The sequence below is a fragment of the Nonomuraea sp. NPDC049378 genome (genome assembly GCF_055586745.1).
Genome location: NZ_JBVJHP010000038.1, coordinates 1498 through 16959, shown reverse-complemented (window position 1 = coordinate 16959; position 15462 = coordinate 1498). Strand labels below are relative to the sequence as shown.

16 protein-coding genes are annotated in these 15462 nt (G+C 70.9%); 6 read left to right on the top strand and 10 right to left on the bottom strand.

Annotated features, from left to right (window positions below):
- From ACZ6SA_RS46770 to ACZ6SA_RS46745, 6 genes are all read right to left on the bottom strand, one after another.
- Window positions 1-981 carry a copper transporter gene (locus tag ACZ6SA_RS46770; protein ID WP_347644763.1) on the bottom strand — a complete coding sequence of 327 codons (981 nt, stop codon included), beginning with the start codon at window positions 979-981 and terminating at the stop codon, window positions 1-3.
- Window positions 978-2174 (bottom strand): putative cytokinetic ring protein SteA, encoded by a 1197-nt coding sequence (gene steA / locus ACZ6SA_RS46765; RefSeq protein WP_347644797.1) that lies wholly within the window; start codon window positions 2172-2174, stop codon window positions 978-980. Before steA ends, ACZ6SA_RS46770 begins: the two co-directional genes overlap by 4 nt.
- A gap of 73 nt (window positions 2175-2247) precedes the next feature.
- Window positions 2248-3957 (bottom strand): DNA repair protein RecN, encoded by a 1710-nt coding sequence (gene recN / locus ACZ6SA_RS46760; protein ID WP_465835830.1) that lies wholly within the window; start codon window positions 3955-3957, stop codon window positions 2248-2250.
- Window positions 3958-4113: 156 nt separating this feature from the next.
- Window positions 4114-5013: an NAD kinase gene (locus tag ACZ6SA_RS46755; RefSeq protein WP_347644765.1), complete on the bottom strand. Its 900-nt coding sequence runs from the start codon at window positions 5011-5013 to the stop codon at window positions 4114-4116.
- Window positions 5010-5822 carry a TlyA family RNA methyltransferase gene (locus ACZ6SA_RS46750; RefSeq protein ID WP_465835774.1) on the bottom strand — a complete coding sequence of 271 codons (813 nt, stop codon included), beginning with the start codon at window positions 5820-5822 and terminating at the stop codon, window positions 5010-5012. The genes ACZ6SA_RS46755 and ACZ6SA_RS46750 overlap by 4 nt, the downstream gene beginning before the upstream one ends.
- Window positions 5819-6031 (bottom strand): hypothetical protein, encoded by a 213-nt coding sequence (locus ACZ6SA_RS46745; RefSeq protein WP_347644767.1) that lies wholly within the window; start codon window positions 6029-6031, stop codon window positions 5819-5821. Before ACZ6SA_RS46745 ends, ACZ6SA_RS46750 begins: the two co-directional genes overlap by 4 nt.
- Window positions 6032-6156: 125 nt before the next feature.
- Between ACZ6SA_RS46745 and ACZ6SA_RS46740 the strand changes: the two genes are divergently transcribed.
- The 3 genes from ACZ6SA_RS46740 to ACZ6SA_RS46730 all read left to right on the top strand — a co-directional run bounded on the left by ACZ6SA_RS46740 (window position 6157) and on the right by ACZ6SA_RS46730 (window position 8101).
- A complete protein-coding gene (locus ACZ6SA_RS46740) occupies window positions 6157-6504 on the top strand; it encodes an SCP2 sterol-binding domain-containing protein (protein WP_347644768.1) in 348 nt (115 codons plus the stop codon).
- 71 nt (window positions 6505-6575) lie between these two features.
- Window positions 6576-7328, top strand: coding sequence for an ABC transporter ATP-binding protein (locus tag ACZ6SA_RS46735; RefSeq protein WP_465835771.1), 753 nt, complete (start codon window positions 6576-6578; stop codon window positions 7326-7328).
- The gene (locus ACZ6SA_RS46730; protein WP_347644770.1) at window positions 7325-8101 is read left to right on the top strand and encodes an ABC transporter permease; all 777 of its coding nucleotides are present in this window, start codon (window positions 7325-7327) and stop codon (window positions 8099-8101) included. The genes ACZ6SA_RS46735 and ACZ6SA_RS46730 overlap by 4 nt, the downstream gene beginning before the upstream one ends.
- 21 nt (window positions 8102-8122) lie before the next feature.
- On the opposite strand, the gene ACZ6SA_RS46725 is transcribed toward ACZ6SA_RS46730, so the two are convergent.
- Window positions 8123-9094 (bottom strand): HAD-IIA family hydrolase, encoded by a 972-nt coding sequence (locus tag ACZ6SA_RS46725; protein ID WP_465835769.1) that lies wholly within the window; start codon window positions 9092-9094, stop codon window positions 8123-8125.
- 361 nt (window positions 9095-9455) lie between these two features.
- Window positions 9456-9878 (bottom strand): tetratricopeptide repeat protein, encoded by a 423-nt coding sequence (locus ACZ6SA_RS46720; RefSeq protein WP_347644772.1) that lies wholly within the window; start codon window positions 9876-9878, stop codon window positions 9456-9458.
- A gap of 110 nt (window positions 9879-9988) precedes the next feature.
- On the opposite strand from ACZ6SA_RS46720, the gene ACZ6SA_RS46715 reads away from it, so the two are divergent.
- Window positions 9989-11764 (top strand): DUF1015 family protein, encoded by a 1776-nt coding sequence (locus ACZ6SA_RS46715; protein ID WP_465835766.1) that lies wholly within the window; start codon window positions 9989-9991, stop codon window positions 11762-11764.
- A gap of 139 nt (window positions 11765-11903) precedes the next feature.
- Here the strand turns inward: ACZ6SA_RS46715 and ACZ6SA_RS46710 are convergent, their stop codons facing one another.
- Window positions 11904-12323 carry a single-stranded DNA-binding protein gene (locus tag ACZ6SA_RS46710; RefSeq protein WP_465835764.1) on the bottom strand — a complete coding sequence of 140 codons (420 nt, stop codon included), beginning with the start codon at window positions 12321-12323 and terminating at the stop codon, window positions 11904-11906.
- A 112-nt stretch (window positions 12324-12435) separates the two neighbouring features.
- On the opposite strand from ACZ6SA_RS46710, the gene ACZ6SA_RS46705 reads away from it, so the two are divergent.
- Entirely contained in the window at window positions 12436-13362 is a 927-nt protein-coding gene (locus tag ACZ6SA_RS46705; RefSeq protein ID WP_465835762.1) for an MBL fold metallo-hydrolase, read from the top strand.
- A gap of 93 nt (window positions 13363-13455) precedes the next feature.
- Here ACZ6SA_RS46705 and ACZ6SA_RS46700 read toward each other — a convergent pair whose 3' ends face one another.
- On the bottom strand, window positions 13456-14580 hold the full coding sequence (locus ACZ6SA_RS46700) for a hypothetical protein (RefSeq protein ID WP_465835760.1): 1125 nt from the start codon (window positions 14578-14580) through the stop codon (window positions 13456-13458).
- Here ACZ6SA_RS46700 and ACZ6SA_RS46695 point away from each other — a divergent pair.
- The coding region (locus ACZ6SA_RS46695) for a hypothetical protein (RefSeq protein WP_465835758.1) at window positions 14533-15462 on the top strand (930 nt) is incomplete at its 3' end. The two genes, ACZ6SA_RS46700 and ACZ6SA_RS46695, sit on opposite strands and share 48 nt — an antisense overlap.

Below are 15462 nucleotides of genomic sequence, written 5' to 3'. Positions count from 1 at the left end.
TCAGCTCCCTGACTCGCTGGTGGGGGATGGAGTGGCGGACGGCACCGCCGGCATGGGGGCCGACGCCCCGATGCCCACGCCGTAGTGACCGGAGCGCCCGGCCAGCTGTTCCTGGAGAGCCTGGACGATCACGACGCGGCCCAGCGGCATGTCGCCCGCGTCGACGGTGGTGACGCGCTTGGCGATGTCGCTGTCGTCGCGGGCGTGGCCGATCGGGTCGCCGGGAACAGCGGTGGCGGCGGCCGGGCCTCCGGCGAGCACCGTGCCGTTGCCGCCCACGTCGAGCCCGTCGGCCATCGAGGCGATCGCCCCCGCCTGGGTCTCCGCGCTCTCCCCTTCGAACGGCTTCTCCGGCGCGAGCACCACGACGAGCGTGGCCCGCTTTCCGGGGTCGCCGTCGATGCTGAGCAGCCCTCCCGTCTCGAAGGCGCTCAGCACCTCGGTGGTGGCGGCGTTGGGGGTGCCGACCTGGGCGGGGTCGGAGGTGACCAGGGCGGCGGAGAGCAACGTGGCGGCGCGGTCCCAGGCGGTGGCGGTCTCGGGGAAGATCATGTTGGCCGGTTTGAGCTGGTTGACCAGGCCGTCGAGCACGCCGGTGCCCTTGGGATCGAGGAACTTCTCCGACAGCGTGACGCGCCCGGAGATCTCCGCGCCCGCCTGGCCGAGCACCTGCTGCGCCGCCTCGCGGATCGTGGTGCTGGAGCCGGGCGTCTCGACGAGGAGCACGCTCTGCCCGGCCAGGTCGCCCGCCACGATGTCGGGCGTCATGGAGGTGATGAGCGTGTCGTTGGCCACCTCACGGCCCTGCAGCGTGTCGATCTGCCCGCGCAGCTCCTCCTTCGTCTTGGTGAGCGCGGCCGTCATCTCCTGCGCCGACTTGACCGCGGGCTCCTGCAACAGCGTGGTGCCCAGCACGATTCCCACCGCCAGGGCCAGGAAGACGGCGACGATGGAGACAAGGTGGTAACGAAAATCGATCACGAGAAGAGTCCGACCAGCCAGAAGATGAACGCGTTCCAGGCGTCTTGCAGGCCGTTCAGCCAGGTCTGGCCGATCGGCGAGAGGAAGAGCGCGACCCCCATGGTGATCAGCGCGGTGATCACCAGCAGGAGGAGCTGCGGGGTGGTGATGCGGCTGCGGTAGAGCCTGCTCACGCCTTTGGCGTCGATGAGCTTGCTGCCGATGATCAAGCGGGTGAGGAAGGTGCTGGCCATGCCGGGACGGCCCTTGTCGAGGAACTCCTCCAGCGTGCCGTGGGTGCCGACCGCGACGATCAGCTCGGCGCCCTTGTCGTCGGCCAGGAGCATCGCGATGTCCTCGCTGGTGCCGGTGGCGGGGAAGATCACGGCTTCGCGGCCGAGCTGGTGGACACGCTCGAGCCCGGGGGCCCGGCCGTCGCGGTAGGCGTGCACGACGAGCTCGGCGCCGCAGGTCAGGGCCTTGCTGGAGACCGAGTCGAAGTCGCCGACGATCACGTCGGGCTGGTAGCCGGCGTCCAGCAGCGCGTCGGCGCCGCCGTCGACGCCGACGAGCACCGGACGGTATTCGCGGATGTAGGGCCGCAGCGTGGCGATGTCTTCTCTGTAGTGGTAGCCGCGCACCACGATGAGGACGTGCCTGCCCTCCATGGAGGTGCGGATCTCGGGCACGCCGACGCCTTCGATGAGGAGCCTGCCCTCACCGCGTACGTATTCCATGGTGTTGACGGCGAACGCCTCGATCTGGACGGCCAGCCCCGCGCGCGCCTCGGCCATGGCGGCCTCGACCGTCTCGACGCTCTGCTCGTCGCCCTTGCCGACGATGTCGTCGTCGAGGTAGACGACGCCGTCGCAGACCCGGACGACGTCGCCGTCCTTGACCCGCTCGAACAGCTCCTGGTTGGCGTTGTCGATGAACGGAACGCCCGCTTCCAGCAGGATCTGCGGCCCCAGGTTGGGATAGCGGCCGCTGATGCCGGCGGCGGTGTTGACCACGGCCGCAGCCTCACACGCTACAAGAGCCTCCGCGCTGACCCGGTCTACGTCGACATGGTCGATGATCGCAATTTCCCCCGGCTGGAGGCGTTTGGTGAGCCTCTTGGTTCGCCGGTCGATTCTCGCCACTGCCGTTACACCGGGAAGGCTCTCGGCCTTCCAACCGCGGAGGCCCGGCATCCTGCTCCCCGGAACCTTCATCATGACCATCCTGCCAGAGAGAAACCGTGCAGGGGCCACGCATGACGCGGCGTGTCCACTATGTCACCCAGGATCACCTGTCGGCCGCGGCGAGCCCCAGCAGTTCCTCAGCGTGCGCGCGGCCGAGTTCGGAGTCCTCCAGACCGGCCAGCATGCGGGAGAGCTCACGCACCCGCCCCTCGTGGTCGAGCGCCACGACCCCGCTGCGCACGACGCTGCCGTCACTCGCCTTCTCGACCACCAGATGCTGGTCGGCGAAGGCCGCCACCTGAGGCAGGTGGGTGACCACGATCACCTGCGCGGTGCGGGCCAGCCGGGCGAGGCGGCGCCCGATCTCGACCGCGGCCTTGCCTCCGACGCCCGCGTCGACCTCGTCGAACACGAACGTCGGCACCGGATCCGCGCCGGCGAACACCACTTCGATCGCGAGCATCACCCGGCTCAGCTCGCCGCCGGACGCTCCCTTGTTGAGCGGCAGCGGCGGCGCGGCCGGATGTGCGGCCATCCGCAACTCCACCTCGTCGCGGCCCTCGGGGCCGAACTCCTCGCTCCGGCCGAGCTGGACGACGACCTTGGCGTGCGGCATGGCCAGCGCCGTCAGCTCCTCGGTCACGGCCTGGCCGAACCGCTCGGCGGCGGCCTGGCGCACCTTGGTGAGCTCGGCCGCCAGCTCGGTGAGCCGGTCGGTCAGCTCGTCGCACTCGCGGGTCAGCTCGTCGATGCGCTCGTCGTCGCCTTCGAGCTCGGACAGGCGGGCGGCGGCCCGCTGGGCCCAGGCCAGCACCCCGGCGCTGTCCTCGCCGTACTTGCGGATCAGGCCGGACAGCACCGACCGGCGTTCCTGCACCGCCGCCAGCCGAGCGGGGTCCGCCTCGATCGACTCCGCGTACGCCGCCAGGTCGGTGGCCACGTCGGAGATCAGGTAGCCGGCCTCGGCCAGCCGGTCGGCCACCCCGGCGAGCTGGGCGTCGAAGTCGCGCACCGCTTCCACCGCCGACTTCGCCTCGCCGAGCAGCGAGACCACGTCGTGCGGGCCGCCCGCGGCCTCCATCGGATCGCCGAGCAGCGCCGTGTGCGCCGTGGTGGCGGCGCTGCGCAGCGCGTCGGCGTGCGAGAGCCGCTCCTCCTCGCCGCGCAGCTCGGCGTCCTCGCCCGGTTTGGGGTCGACCTTCTCGATCTCCTCCAGCCCGAAGCGGAGCATGTCGGCCTCCTGCGCCCGCTCCCTGGCCCTCGTGGTCAGCTCCTCGAGCAGCGCGGTGACATCCTTGTGCCGTTTGTACGCCTGCGTGTAGGCCCGCAGCGGCTTGACCAGCTCGTCGCCGGCGTAGCGGTCGAGCGCCGCGCGCTGCCGGGTCGCCTGGAGCAGCCGCTGCTGGTCCATCTGCCCGTGCACCGCCACCAGGTCGTCGGCGAGGTAGGTCAGGGTGCCGACGGGCACCGTGCGCCCGCCGAGCCAGGCCCTGGACCTGCCTTCAGCGGAGACGACGCGCGAGATGATCAGCGTGCCGTCCTCGACCTCGCCACCGATGTCCTCGACCTGCTGGGCGACGTGACCGGCCGATTGGACCACGAGCGTGCCCTCGACGGTCGCCTTGTCGGCGCCCGGCCGGATGCGCGAGGGATCGGCCCGGCCGCCGAACAGCAGGCCGAGCCCGGTGACGACCATCGTCTTGCCCGCGCCGGTCTCGCCGGTGACCACGTTGAAGCCCGGCGAGAGCTCGAGAACGGCCTCATCGATGACGCCGAGCCCCTGGATGCGGACCTCCTCGACCCTTGGTCGCACTGCCCACTCCCGTTCACTGCCCTGTCTGATGGTCACCCGGATCGCCTCCGGAAGCCCGCAGCCGCGGTCGCCGCTGCCGGCGCTGGACCGCTGGGGGCGGCCCACCATGCCCACGTGTACGCCCACGTGATCCTACGCGCTCTGCCCTCCATTCATTCAGGGTCGCACCCTTCCGCGCCATCCCTGCACGGGCAGCTCGAACTTGGCCACCAGCCTGTCGGTGAAGGGCGCGCCGGTGCTCTCCACACCGTGCAGGCGCGCCAGGCGTACGGGCTCGGAGCCCCTGCGGACCTCCACGCGCGTGCCGGGCGGCAACTCGAACCTGCGGCGCCCGTCGCACCACAGGACCCCGCACGGCGTGTCGGGCAGGATCTCGACGGCCAGCGTGGAGCGCGGCGAGATGACCAGCGGTTTGGCGAACAGCGCGTGGGCGCTGATGGGCACCATGAGCAGCGCCTCGACCTCGGGCCACACGACGGGGCCGCCGGCGGAGAAGGCGTAGGCGGTCGAGCCCGTCGGGGTGGCGCAGATCACGCCGTCGCAGCCCCACCTGGACAGCGGCCGGCCGTCGATCTCCGCGACGACCTCGAGCAGGCGCTCCTGCTTTTCGACGGTGACCTCGTTGAGCGCCCAGGTGTCGGCCAGTACCTGCCCGTTCAGCCTGGCGACGACGTCGACCGTCATGCGCTCCTCGACGTCGTAGCGCCCCGCCACGACGCTGTCGACGGCCGTGGCCAGGTCGGCGACCTCCGCCTCCGCCAGGAACCCGACGTGCCCGAGGTTGACCCCCAGCAGCGGTGTGCCGGCCGGCCTGGCCAGTTCGGCCGCGCGCAGCAACGTCCCGTCGCCGCCGAGCACGATCATGACCTCGGTGTCCTTGACCGCGCCCGGATCGCCCGGCACGGCCTCGACCCGGTCGCTGCCGATCTCGCCGGCCTCGGAATCGAGCACCCTGACGGTGATGCCGGCGTCGATCAGCCGGTCGACGACGAGGCGCGCGCTCTCGACCGCGGCGTCACGCCCGGTGTGTACGGCGACCAGCACGGTCCGGTTCATTGCGGCCCTTCCTCGACGGCCCGCTGGATCTCTGCGTCGAGGTCGGCGACCGGCGGCTCGCCTTCCCCTTTGCCCAGCCACAGGAGATATTCCACGTTTCCCGACGGCCCCGGCAGCGGGCTCGCGGTCACGCCGCGTACGGTCAGCCCCAGGTCCTGAGCCTTGGCGGCGGCGTCGCGCACGGCACTTGCCCGCAACCCGGGATCGCGCACCACGCCACCCGCCCCGACACGGTCCTTACCCACTTCGAACTGCGGTTTGACCAGCATCACGAAATCGGCTCGGGCCGCGGCCACCTCGGCCAGGGCGGGCAGCACGAGCCGGAGCGAGATGAACGACAGGTCGCCCACGACCAGCGTGGGCGGCTCGCCGACCATGCCGGGGGTGAGGTCCCGCACGTTGACGCGCTCCATCACCGTCACCCGCTCGTCGGTGCGCAGGGACCAGGCCAGCTGGCCGTATCCGACGTCGACGGCCAGCACGTGCGCGGCCCCGCGGCGCAGCAGCACGTCGGTGAACCCGCCGGTGGAGGCGCCCGCGTCGAGGCAGCGGCGGCCCTCGACCGCCAGGCTCCCGAACGCTTCCAGCGCGCCGAGCAGCTTGTGCGCTCCGCGCGAGACGTAGTCGGGCCCGTCCTGCGAGTCGGCCACGACGATGGCGGAGGCGGTGTCGACCTGGGTGGCCGGTTTGCCGGCCCGCCGGCCCCCGACGCTGACCCGGCCGGCCTCGATGAGCTGGGTGGCCTGTTCGCGCGACCTGGCCAGCCCTCGGCGCACCAGCTCGCTGTCGAGGCGGATCCTGCGGCTCACCGCTCTCCCGCGGGCCGCTCGCCGGCGCCCTGCCCGCCCGCGGCCTGGCCGCCCGGCTCGTCCACGACCGCCAGCGCGCTCTCCAGCCCGGAGAACGCCTCGTCGAAGATCGCCACGTGCTCGCTCACCGGCTGCTCGCCCAGACGGCCCAGGCCGGTCACGATGGCGTCGACCCGCTCGTCGCCGGTCCCTTCCGGCAGCTCACTCATGTCTTGACGTTAACGCCTCCCGCGAGCGTCCGGGACCTTGGCAGGCCCGTCGGTCGTTGTAGCTCGTACGGGGTGCTACTGATGTGGAACGCTACCGTCCGCGAAAGAAAGAAGGGATGCGCATCATGGCAAGCGTCGAGGAGTGCCGGGCGGCACTGGCCAGGCTCGTCGACCAGTTCGACGAGATCGACGAGGCAGATCGTGCCAAGCACGTCGTCGAGCGCACGGTCAGCTGCCGGGTCTCCGACCTCGACGTGACCTTCTACGGCCGCCTGACCCACGGAGGGCTCGACCCGTTCGCCGAGACGCCGCCGGGTGACGGCAAGCCCGCCGACGTCAAGCTCACGATCGTGAGCGACGACCTGATCGCGCTGGTCGACGGGGAGCTCGATCTGGCCCGTGCGCTGCTCGGTGGGCGGGTGAAGGTCGACGCCAGCTTCGGCGACCTGCTGCGGCTGCGCAGGCTGATCTGAGGGGCCGTTGACCCGCACCATCGCCTGATTAATTAATGGACAAGTTAACTATTGGGCGATACTGTTCAGCAATGCGCTGGATCATCGAGACCGAGGGCCTCTGCCGCGCCTTCGGCGACCACCACGCCGTCGAGGAGCTGAGCCTGGCGGTCGCGCCCGGCGAGATCTTCGGCCTCCTCGGCCCCAACGGCGCGGGCAAGACCACCACGATCAGGATGTTGTCCACGCTGCTCCCGCCGAGCGCGGGCGCCGCGCGAGTGTGCGGGTTCGACGTGGTGACGGATGCGGGAGCCGTACGCCGCCGCATCGGCTACGTGATGCAGCAGGTCTCTCCCATGGGCCACTACCTGCTGACCGGCAGGGAGAAGGCCGAGATCGAGGCGTCCCTCTACCACGTGCCGCGGCGGCAGGTGAAGGCCAGGGCCCGCGAGGTCCTGCAGCTGGTGGGGCTGTCGGACAGCGCCGACCGTCTCGTGGCGGGATATTCGGGGGGCATGCAGAAACGCCTCGACCTGGCCTGCGGCCTGCTGCACCGGCCCGAGCTGCTGATCCTCGACGAGCCGACGCTCGGTCTCGACGTGCAGTCGCGCCATCACATGTGGGAGCACGTCCGATCGCTCTGCGACGAGGGCATGAGCGTTCTGCTGGCCACCAACTACATGGACGAGGCGGACCGGCTCTGCGACCGGCTGTCGATCATCGACCGCGGGCGACAGGTGGCCGGTGGCACATCGGCCGAGCTCAAGGCGGCCATCGGAGCGCCGTCACTCGACGAGGTCTTCCTCCGGCACACCGGGCACGCGCTGCGGGAGGAGGTCGCATGATGGTGACGCAGGAGGTGCTGGCGCTGTCCAGGCGATGGCTGCTCGTGGCGCTGCGCGAACGGCTCAGCCTGCTGTTCAGCGTGCTGCAGCCGGCCGTGTGGCTGGTCTTCTTCGCCGGTGCGCTCGGGGGCGCGGTCGATCCCCGGGTGGTGGGGACGGGCGACTACATCGCGTTCGCTGTGCCGGGCGTCATCGCCTTCACCGTGGTGGGCAACGGGGTGACGGCGGCGATGCCGCTGCTGTTCGACAAGGAGACGGGATATCTGGACAAGTTGCTCAGCATGCCGATCAGGCGCAGCTCGCTGATCCTTTCGCGGTTCCTGTTCCAGACGGGCATGAACGCGGCTCAGACGCTGGTGATCCTGGTGGTCGCGCTGGCCCTGGGCGTTCGTCTGGAGTCCGGGCCGCTGGGGGTGCCGGCGATCCTGGTGGCCACGGCCCTGCTGACGCTGGCGCTCACGTCCGCGGCGATGGCCCTGGCCTGCGCGGTGCCCTCGCACGGCACGTTCTTCGCGGTCACGGGGTTCGTCTCGCTGCCGCTGCTGTTCATGAGCAACGCGTTCGTGCCCCTGTCGGCCATGCCGGCGTGGATGGAGGCCGTGGCCAGGGCCAACCCGCTCACCTACGCCATCGAGGCCATCCGGCTGCTGGTGCTGCGGGGCTGGGGCGGCGGTGTGCCGCTGTCCCTCGCGGTGCTGGTCATAGCCTGCGTCCTGCTCCTCGCCGTCGGCGCCTGGCAGTTCGCCCGCCAGACCGGCGAACGGATCGCATGACCGTGAACCGCCCGCCCGGCATCACCCCACACGATCCAGCACGGGCTTGACGGCGCCCTCGTCGATCTGCCCGTCGCCGGCCGCGGACCAGGCGGCGTCGCAGGCGGCGCGCAGCCCGTCGATCCGCCTGCCATCACCGTCGAGGCACAACACGCCGTCGCGCCACCTGGCCCGCCAGCCGCCGCACGAGCCGTCGCGTACCTCGGGATAGGGCCGCAGCAACGTCCCGAGGTCCTCCCCCACGTACGTGGGCCGGTGCCGGGGCGCCGCCGTCAGCACCTCGACCGGCGTGGCCACCCCCGTCAGGACCAGCAGGCTCTCGACCCCGGCGTTGGAGGCCCCCTCGATGTCGGTGTCGAGCCGGTCGCCCACCACCAGCGGCCTCCGGGCCTCCGTACGCAGCATCGACTCCCGGTGCAGCGGCGGATCGGGCTTGCCCGCGTACACCGGCTCGACCCCCGTGGCAGAGGCGATCACCCGGACCATCGACCCGTTGCCCGGCAACTCGCCCCGGCGCGTGGGCATCGTGCTGTCGCCGTTGGAGGCCACGAAAAGCGCCCCCTGCCGCACCGCGAGCGTCCCCTCCGCCAGCAGCTCGTACGACAGGCCGGGCGCGATCCCCTGCACCACGGCGGCAGGGGACTCGGCGGCGGCCGAGACGGGCCGCAACCCTCGATCTCGTACGGCCAGCCGCAGCCCGGACCCGCCGACCACCAGCACATTCGACCCCGGCGGAACCCGCTCCGCGACCAGCCGGGCGGCGGCCTGAGCCGACGTGACCACGTCGGAGGCCGTGGCGGGCGCCCCGAGCTCACGCAGGTGCGCCGCGATGGCCGCCGGCGTCCGGGAGGCGTTGTTGGTCACGTACGCCAGCCGCACCCCCTTCCGCCGCGCCTCCTCCAGCGCCGCCGGAGCCCCGGGCACCGCGTAACCGCCGAGGTAGACCACGCCATCGAGGTCGAGCAGCAGGGTGTCATAGCCGTCGATCAGCACAGCGCCTCTTCCTCTTCGACTCCCACGTCGCGTGAGACTTTAGCGTCGCCCCCGTACGCGAACCGCAGAAGGGACGACCATGTCCGCGGAACCGACCTCACTACCGAGGAACGCGCCGAACTGTTCGGTGATTTCCCCCGGGACGAGCACGCCGGCCGAGGCCGAGCGGCTCCGGAACACCCGGGTCCTGGCGCGGACGCGCGACGGCGCACCGCGTCGTTCACGAAGGAGGGCTGGAAACGCTTCATGGCCGAGGCGGCCGGCATCGACGCCCGCATGGCCGGATCGCCATCGTTCACGCACGTCACCGATCCGGCCAGCCGCCGCGTACGTCCCGCGACAGCCTGGGTAGGCCGGACGCCTACATCTCCCGGCGTGCCCGCAGGGTCGCGCGGACGCTCTTCAACGCGGACACGTAATGCCGCTCGTCCGGCCGCATCGCGACCGCGATGGCCAGCGGTTCCTGCGCGCCCTTCACGTCCCCGGTCCGCCACAACGACAATCCGAGCCCGAAATAGGCGTAATCCTCTGCCGGATTGGCGTCCACGATCTGGCGGAAACTGGCCGCCGCCTCGGCGTACTGCCGGGAGTTGAACTGCGCCCTGGCCAGCGCCTCCAAGATGCTGCGTGACTCAGGCTCAGCCGCGGCAGCCCTCTCCAGCAGCGCCGCGGCCGCCGCCGGGCTGCCGTCTTTCAGCAACCGCACCCCACGCTGGTACCAGTCGTAAACACCGCCCTCAGGAGCTCCCGAGCTCTCATCGTGAACGTTGCCACTCTGATCCATGCGTGAGGACTCCTTCATCTCTGAATGATGATCCCCGTTCGCCCTGGCGCGGAACGGGACCGACTGCAACCCCGGGGCGACTTCCGGACAGCGTAGACATTTATGGGAGCATGCCCGGTATGGGGACTCCTGAACTGCCGGTGCCTGATGGACTGGTGCTACGGCCCTTCCGTGGTGTGCGTTTCGCTGTCGAAGATCCAGCCAAGGTGACCTCCCCGCCGTACGACCTGATCTCCGACGCCGACGTGGAAGCCCTCCTCAGCTCCCACCCCAACAACGTCGTCCGGCTCATCCTTCCCTGCTCGCCCGCCGGCGATTCGTCCTCCGCTCCCGTCCCCGGGCAAGACACCGAGCCCCGGCCCGCCGACGGCGCTCCTTCCTCCCCGGAAGCAGGAAGGGAGAACTCCCACCCGGGCACAGGCCCCGCGAGCCCCCGCCCCGGCACAGGACCCGAGGGCTCGCGCACGGGCACGGCGCCCGAGAAGCGCCCCGGCGCCGGGCCTTCCCCGCAACCCCAGGCGCCGCTCGGAGGGCAACCCGACACCGTGACTCCCCTGCCGGCCCAGGCGCCGCTCGAATCGCGGTACATCGAGGCGAGGGACACGCTGAAGGCGTGGCTGAACTCCGGCGTGCTGGTGGCCGACGACGTGCCGGCGCTCTACGTCTACGAGCAGAGCGGGGCAGGCGTGCTGCAGCGCGGCCTCATCGGCGACGTGGGCCTGACCGACCCCGAGCAGCGCATCATCCTCCCGCACGAGGATGTCATGCCGGGCCCCGTCGCCGACCGGCTCGCTCTCATGAGCACCACTCAGGCCAACCTCGAGCCCATCTTCCTCCTCTACGACGGCGCCAACGGCACCGCCACCCGCCTGGTCGACGCGGTGGCCTCGGATCGGCAGCCCCAGGTGTCGGCCCGCACGGAGGACGGCCTCACACACCGCCTCTGGGCCATCACGGACCCGGAAGAGATCGCCGCCATCAATGCCGACCTCCATGACCGGCAGGCGCTGATCGCCGACGGACACCACAGGTATGCGACGTACCGCGTCCTCCAGTGCCAGGAGCACGAATCCCACCTTCAGGCCGACCCGGCCGGCGAGCCGGCCCCCGACGGGGACGAGCCCACGCCGCCACCGACCGGCCCGGCGCCGGACCGGACCGGGCCCGCAGCCGGACCGATCCGTCCGGTGCCGGAGCCGATCGATCAGGCGTCGCAACGGGTCGACAGCGCCGGGGCTGGGCGGCACGACCCTTCTGCCCAGGTCGATGGCGCCCAGGCCGGTGAGGACGGCCCCGCGGACGCTGGCCGCTCGACGGCCGGGCCGTGGGACTTCGGGCTGGCCCTGCTCGTCGACACCTCCGCGTACCCACCCGACCTGCAGGCCATCCACCGCGTGATCCCCGGGCTTCCGCTGGACGAGGCGGCCGCCAGGGCGAAGGGATCGTGGCGCGTGCACGACTATGACGACCTTGCACTGGGGCTGGCGGCGCTCGAGACGGCGGCGGAGCCGGCGTTCCTGCTCGCCGGGGAGAGCGGTGCGCACCTGCTCACCGATCCCGACCCGGTGCAACTCGCCCACGCGATGCCGCCCGACCGCTCCGGCCGCTGGAACTCCCTCAACACTTCCGTCCTTTCCGAGTTCGTCATGCCCAAGGTGTGGGGAATGCGCGACGACGAGCGAACCGTGCGCATCGTGCATCACGACGCGCGGGCAGCGGCGCGGCTGGCTGCCCGCTCTGGCGGCACCGCCGTGATCCTCAACCCTCTCAAGGCCGAAGAGGTGCTTGCCGTCGCCGCCGGCGGCGAACGGGTGCCCCGCAAGAGCACCTCCTTCGGCCCGAAACCCAGGACCGGTCTGGTCCTGCGCACGTTCGCGATCGACTGAGGCCCCCGCCTCCCTCGAAGCCCCGTACGGAATCGCGCGGACGCGCAGCCCTGCGACCCTGCGGGTTGTGCGCGCTGGCGTACGGGCCCTGCGCGGTGTGCAGGCGCGAGGCCGGGCGGACCAGGGCGAGTGGCCGAGGTCAGCTGGCGCGCGCCAGGTAGGCCACCTGCCTGGGGATCAGAGCGGTGACGGTCCCCTCGGAGCCGGAGGGCGGATCGGCGGCCGGGTCGGCGGGTTCGGTGAGCTCGGCCTCGAACGGTTTGGCGGAGCTCACCTCCACCTCGTACCTCCAGATCTTGGCCGCGGAAGGGCCGAAGACCCGGCAGCGGAATGCCCCTGTCACCTCGATGAAGTCGCGTGGTTCGACAGTGCGCACGATGGCGGCGACCTCCGGGTCGAAGGTGACACACGGAATGCTGTCCGTCAGGGCGGCGCCGCGCCTGTGCCGTCGGCGGCGCACGATGACACGCCACTTCGTCACGGTGTCGCCGCTCGGCAGCGCGTGCTCCTCGGCCGCCGCTGACAGCCTTCCCACCAGCAAGACCTCGTTGCGGTCCACTTGTCATCCTCCCTGTCGGTGCTCTGGTGGAGATCACTCTCTACGATGAGGAGAAAGCCGGACCGGCTGGAATGCTGTTCTGGGGATAGCGGCTGAACGCGCGGGAGTGCCTGTGGACAACATCACCGCTCTGGGCGGCGACGTCTATGAGATCGACACCAAAATGGCGGAATACTCGGGCATCACGGCCGGCTATCTGATTCTGGGCGATCGACCGTGCCTGGTGGAGACGGGCACCTCGACGTCCGCTCCCGTAGTCCGTGACGCGCTCGCGTCACTCGGCGTCGGGCCGGAGGACCTGGCCACCGTCGTGGTGACCCACATTCATCTGGATCACGCCGGAGGCGTGGGGGACATCGCCAGATTCTTCCCTTCCGCCCAGGTCGTCGTCCACGAGAAAGGGGCCCGGCACCTCGCGGATCCAGCCCGGTTGATGGCCAGTGCGCGCATGGTCTGGGGTGACCGTCTCGACACGCTCTTCGGCGAGCTGTCCCCCACCGAGTCCGAGCGCATCGTCGCCCTCGGCGACACCGGCGCCATCGACCTGGGCAACGGGCGCACGCTGAGCAGCCACTACTCGCCCGGACACGCCAAACACCACGTGGGGCTGGTCGACTCCGCCACCGGAGATCTGTACGTCGGCGACGCCGCAGGCGTCTACTTGCCCGAGACGGGCGACCTACGCCCCGCGACGCCCCCGCCGGACTTCGACCTGCGGACGGCGCTCGACTCGATCGCGCTGTTCGAGGCGCTTGGGCCACAACGTCTGCTTTTCAGCCACTACGGGCCGGTCGACGCCGTTCAGGAGACTCTCGAGCGGTCCGCCGAAGAGCTCCGCGTCTGGGTTGACCTCACCCGGCAGGCCCATTCCGAAGGCATGGACCTGGACCACGCCGTCGCCATGGTCAGAGACCGCACCAAGGAGCGCTACACCGCGCTCAAGGCCGACGACCCGACGGCCGAGCACTTCGAGTTGCTGAGCGGAGCACCCTCGAACGTGGCGGGGATTCTCCACTGGCTCGACCGCGTCTCACCGTAACGGGTGATCATCGCGCGTGACGCAGGGCCGACAGCAGCCTTGGGGACGCGACACCCCGCCGCCCCGGATCGGGTAGCGGCGGGGTGTCCGGTGTCAGTCGTCCGTCTTGGGCCGGTCCGAGGCGGGCTCATCAAGTACGTCGCCGAAGTCAGGCTCGATGAACGCCGGTGTGATAGCCGGGGTCTCGCCATCCTCGTCCTTGGCCGCAGGAGCATGCTGCCGGTCAGCAGCGCGACCCGGTGACTTCTCGCCCTGCTCCGGCCCTTCGCCCTCAGCTGCCGGCTTCGCGTCCCGAACGTCTCGGTCCTCGACCCGACCCGCCGCGTCCGCCACATCGACGTCACGAACCTCGGGATCCGCATCGTCCTTCCGGACCTCGACGTCCCGAACGCCGGCGTCACGAGCCTCGGGAGCCTCGACCTCCGCCTCCCGGGCCTCGACGCCCTGAACGCCTGCCGGAGCTCGCTCCGTCCTGGGCTCCTCCTCAGCGGCCGCGCCCTTCTCATCAGGTACGTCCGCCTGCTCCGCGTCGGGCACGTCGACGGCCCTGACCTGCTCCGCCTCCCTCTCCAGGAGACTCCCCGCAGCGCGGTCGCCGGCCTCGCTCCCGCCGTCGTCGGACACTTCTTCGTCGAAGTCCTCCTCGAGGTCCTCGATAACGGACCCGGTCAGCTCCGCGTACCGCTCCGCCGCGTCCGTCTCCCCGTCCTCGTCGAACGCCATCGCCCTCCCGAACCAGTCGGTGGCCGCCTCCTGATGGCCGGCATCGGCCAGTGCGTCCGCATAGGCGAAGGCCAGCCGGGCCGACCACGGCTTGGGCTGCGGGTCGCGCAGCTCGGGCAGGCGCTGCAGGGTGATCACGGCGGCGTCGTGCTGGCCCAGGTCGCGCCGGGCCCCGGATTCGACGATGGTCAGCTCGATGCGTCCGGCCCTGTCGAGACGTTCGGCTTCCGGCGAGCGTACGAGGTCGATGGCCCTTTCCGGACGGCCGAGGCCCCGCTCGCAGTCGGCCATGACCGCGAGGTACACATCCGAGCCCGTCATCCGCCTGGCCGCCCGCAGATCGCTCAGCGCCTCGGAGAAATGGCCCGCGCGATAGGCGACGATGCCTGCGGCCTCGCGTACGACACCGATGCGCGCCGCGAACCTGCGCGCGACCTTCGTGTGCTCATGCGCCCGGTCGGGGTCGTCGTCCTCGAGCGCGCGTTCGGCGGCCACCAGGTGCCGGCCGACGAGGTCGGCGAGGTCACCGGGCAGCGAACGGAGCTCTTCCAGGACTTCCTTGTCGAGTTCGTCCGCGGTGATGTCGGGCGCGACCTCGGGCAACCGCTCGCGCTGTGGCGCCTCGGCCTCGCGATCGGACCTGCCGTACCTGGCTCGGGATCCGGTGCGCTCCTCACGGTCGTCGCGGGAGAACGGCCGGTCACCGCGAGAGCTGCTGTCGCCGCGAGCGCCGTAGCCGCCCTCACGCCGTTCCCCATAACCGCCGCGACGAGGGCCGCGATCGTCCCGCTCCCGGAACGGCCGACGACCGTCATCGTCACGACGGGGACCACGGTCGTATCCACCCTCACGGCGAGAACCGTAACCGCCCTCGCGACGCGGACCACGGTCATCCCTGTCTCGGAAGGGCCGACGACCGTCATCATCACGACGGGGACCGCGATCGTATCCACCCTCACGCCGCGGACCACGATCACTGTCACGGCGAGGACCGTAACCGCCCTCACGCCGCTCCCCATAGCCACCCTCACGACGGGGACCACGGTCGAACCCACCCTCACGCCGCGAACCACGCTCGCCCTCACGACGAGAACCGTAACCACCCTCGCGACGCGGACCCCGATCATCGCGATCCCGGAACGACCGACGATCGTCACCCTCACGCCACGAACCACGATCATCCCGATCCCGGAACGGCCGACGACCGTCATCATCACGACGGGGACCGCGATCGTATCCACCCTCACGCCGCGGACCACGATCACTGTCACGACGGGGACCGTAACCGCCCTCACGCCGCTCCCCATAGCCACCCTCACGACGGGGACCACGGTCGAACCCACCCTCACGCCGCGAACCACGCTCGCCCTCACGACG

What these genes read in the sequence shown, in the direction of transcription:
- ACZ6SA_RS46740 (WP_347644768.1), top strand. Translation starts at nt 6,157, where the DNA reads ATGGCAAGCGTCGAGGAGTGCCGGGCGGCACTGGCCAGGCTCGTCGAC.
- steA (WP_347644797.1), bottom strand. Translation starts at nt 2,174, where the DNA reads ATGAAGGTTCCGGGGAGCAGGATGCCGGGCCTCCGCGGTTGGAAGGCC.
- ACZ6SA_RS46730 (WP_347644770.1), top strand. Translation starts at nt 7,325, where the DNA reads ATGATGGTGACGCAGGAGGTGCTGGCGCTGTCCAGGCGATGGCTGCTC.
- ACZ6SA_RS46720 (WP_347644772.1), bottom strand. Translation starts at nt 9,878, where the DNA reads ATGGATCAGAGTGGCAACGTTCACGATGAGAGCTCGGGAGCTCCTGAG.
- ACZ6SA_RS46715 (WP_465835766.1), top strand. Translation starts at nt 9,989, where the DNA reads ATGCCCGGTATGGGGACTCCTGAACTGCCGGTGCCTGATGGACTGGTG.
- ACZ6SA_RS46735 (WP_465835771.1), top strand. Translation starts at nt 6,576, where the DNA reads ATGCGCTGGATCATCGAGACCGAGGGCCTCTGCCGCGCCTTCGGCGAC.
- ACZ6SA_RS46745 (WP_347644767.1), bottom strand. Translation starts at nt 6,031, where the DNA reads ATGAGTGAGCTGCCGGAAGGGACCGGCGACGAGCGGGTCGACGCCATC.
- ACZ6SA_RS46755 (WP_347644765.1), bottom strand. Translation starts at nt 5,013, where the DNA reads ATGAACCGGACCGTGCTGGTCGCCGTACACACCGGGCGTGACGCCGCG.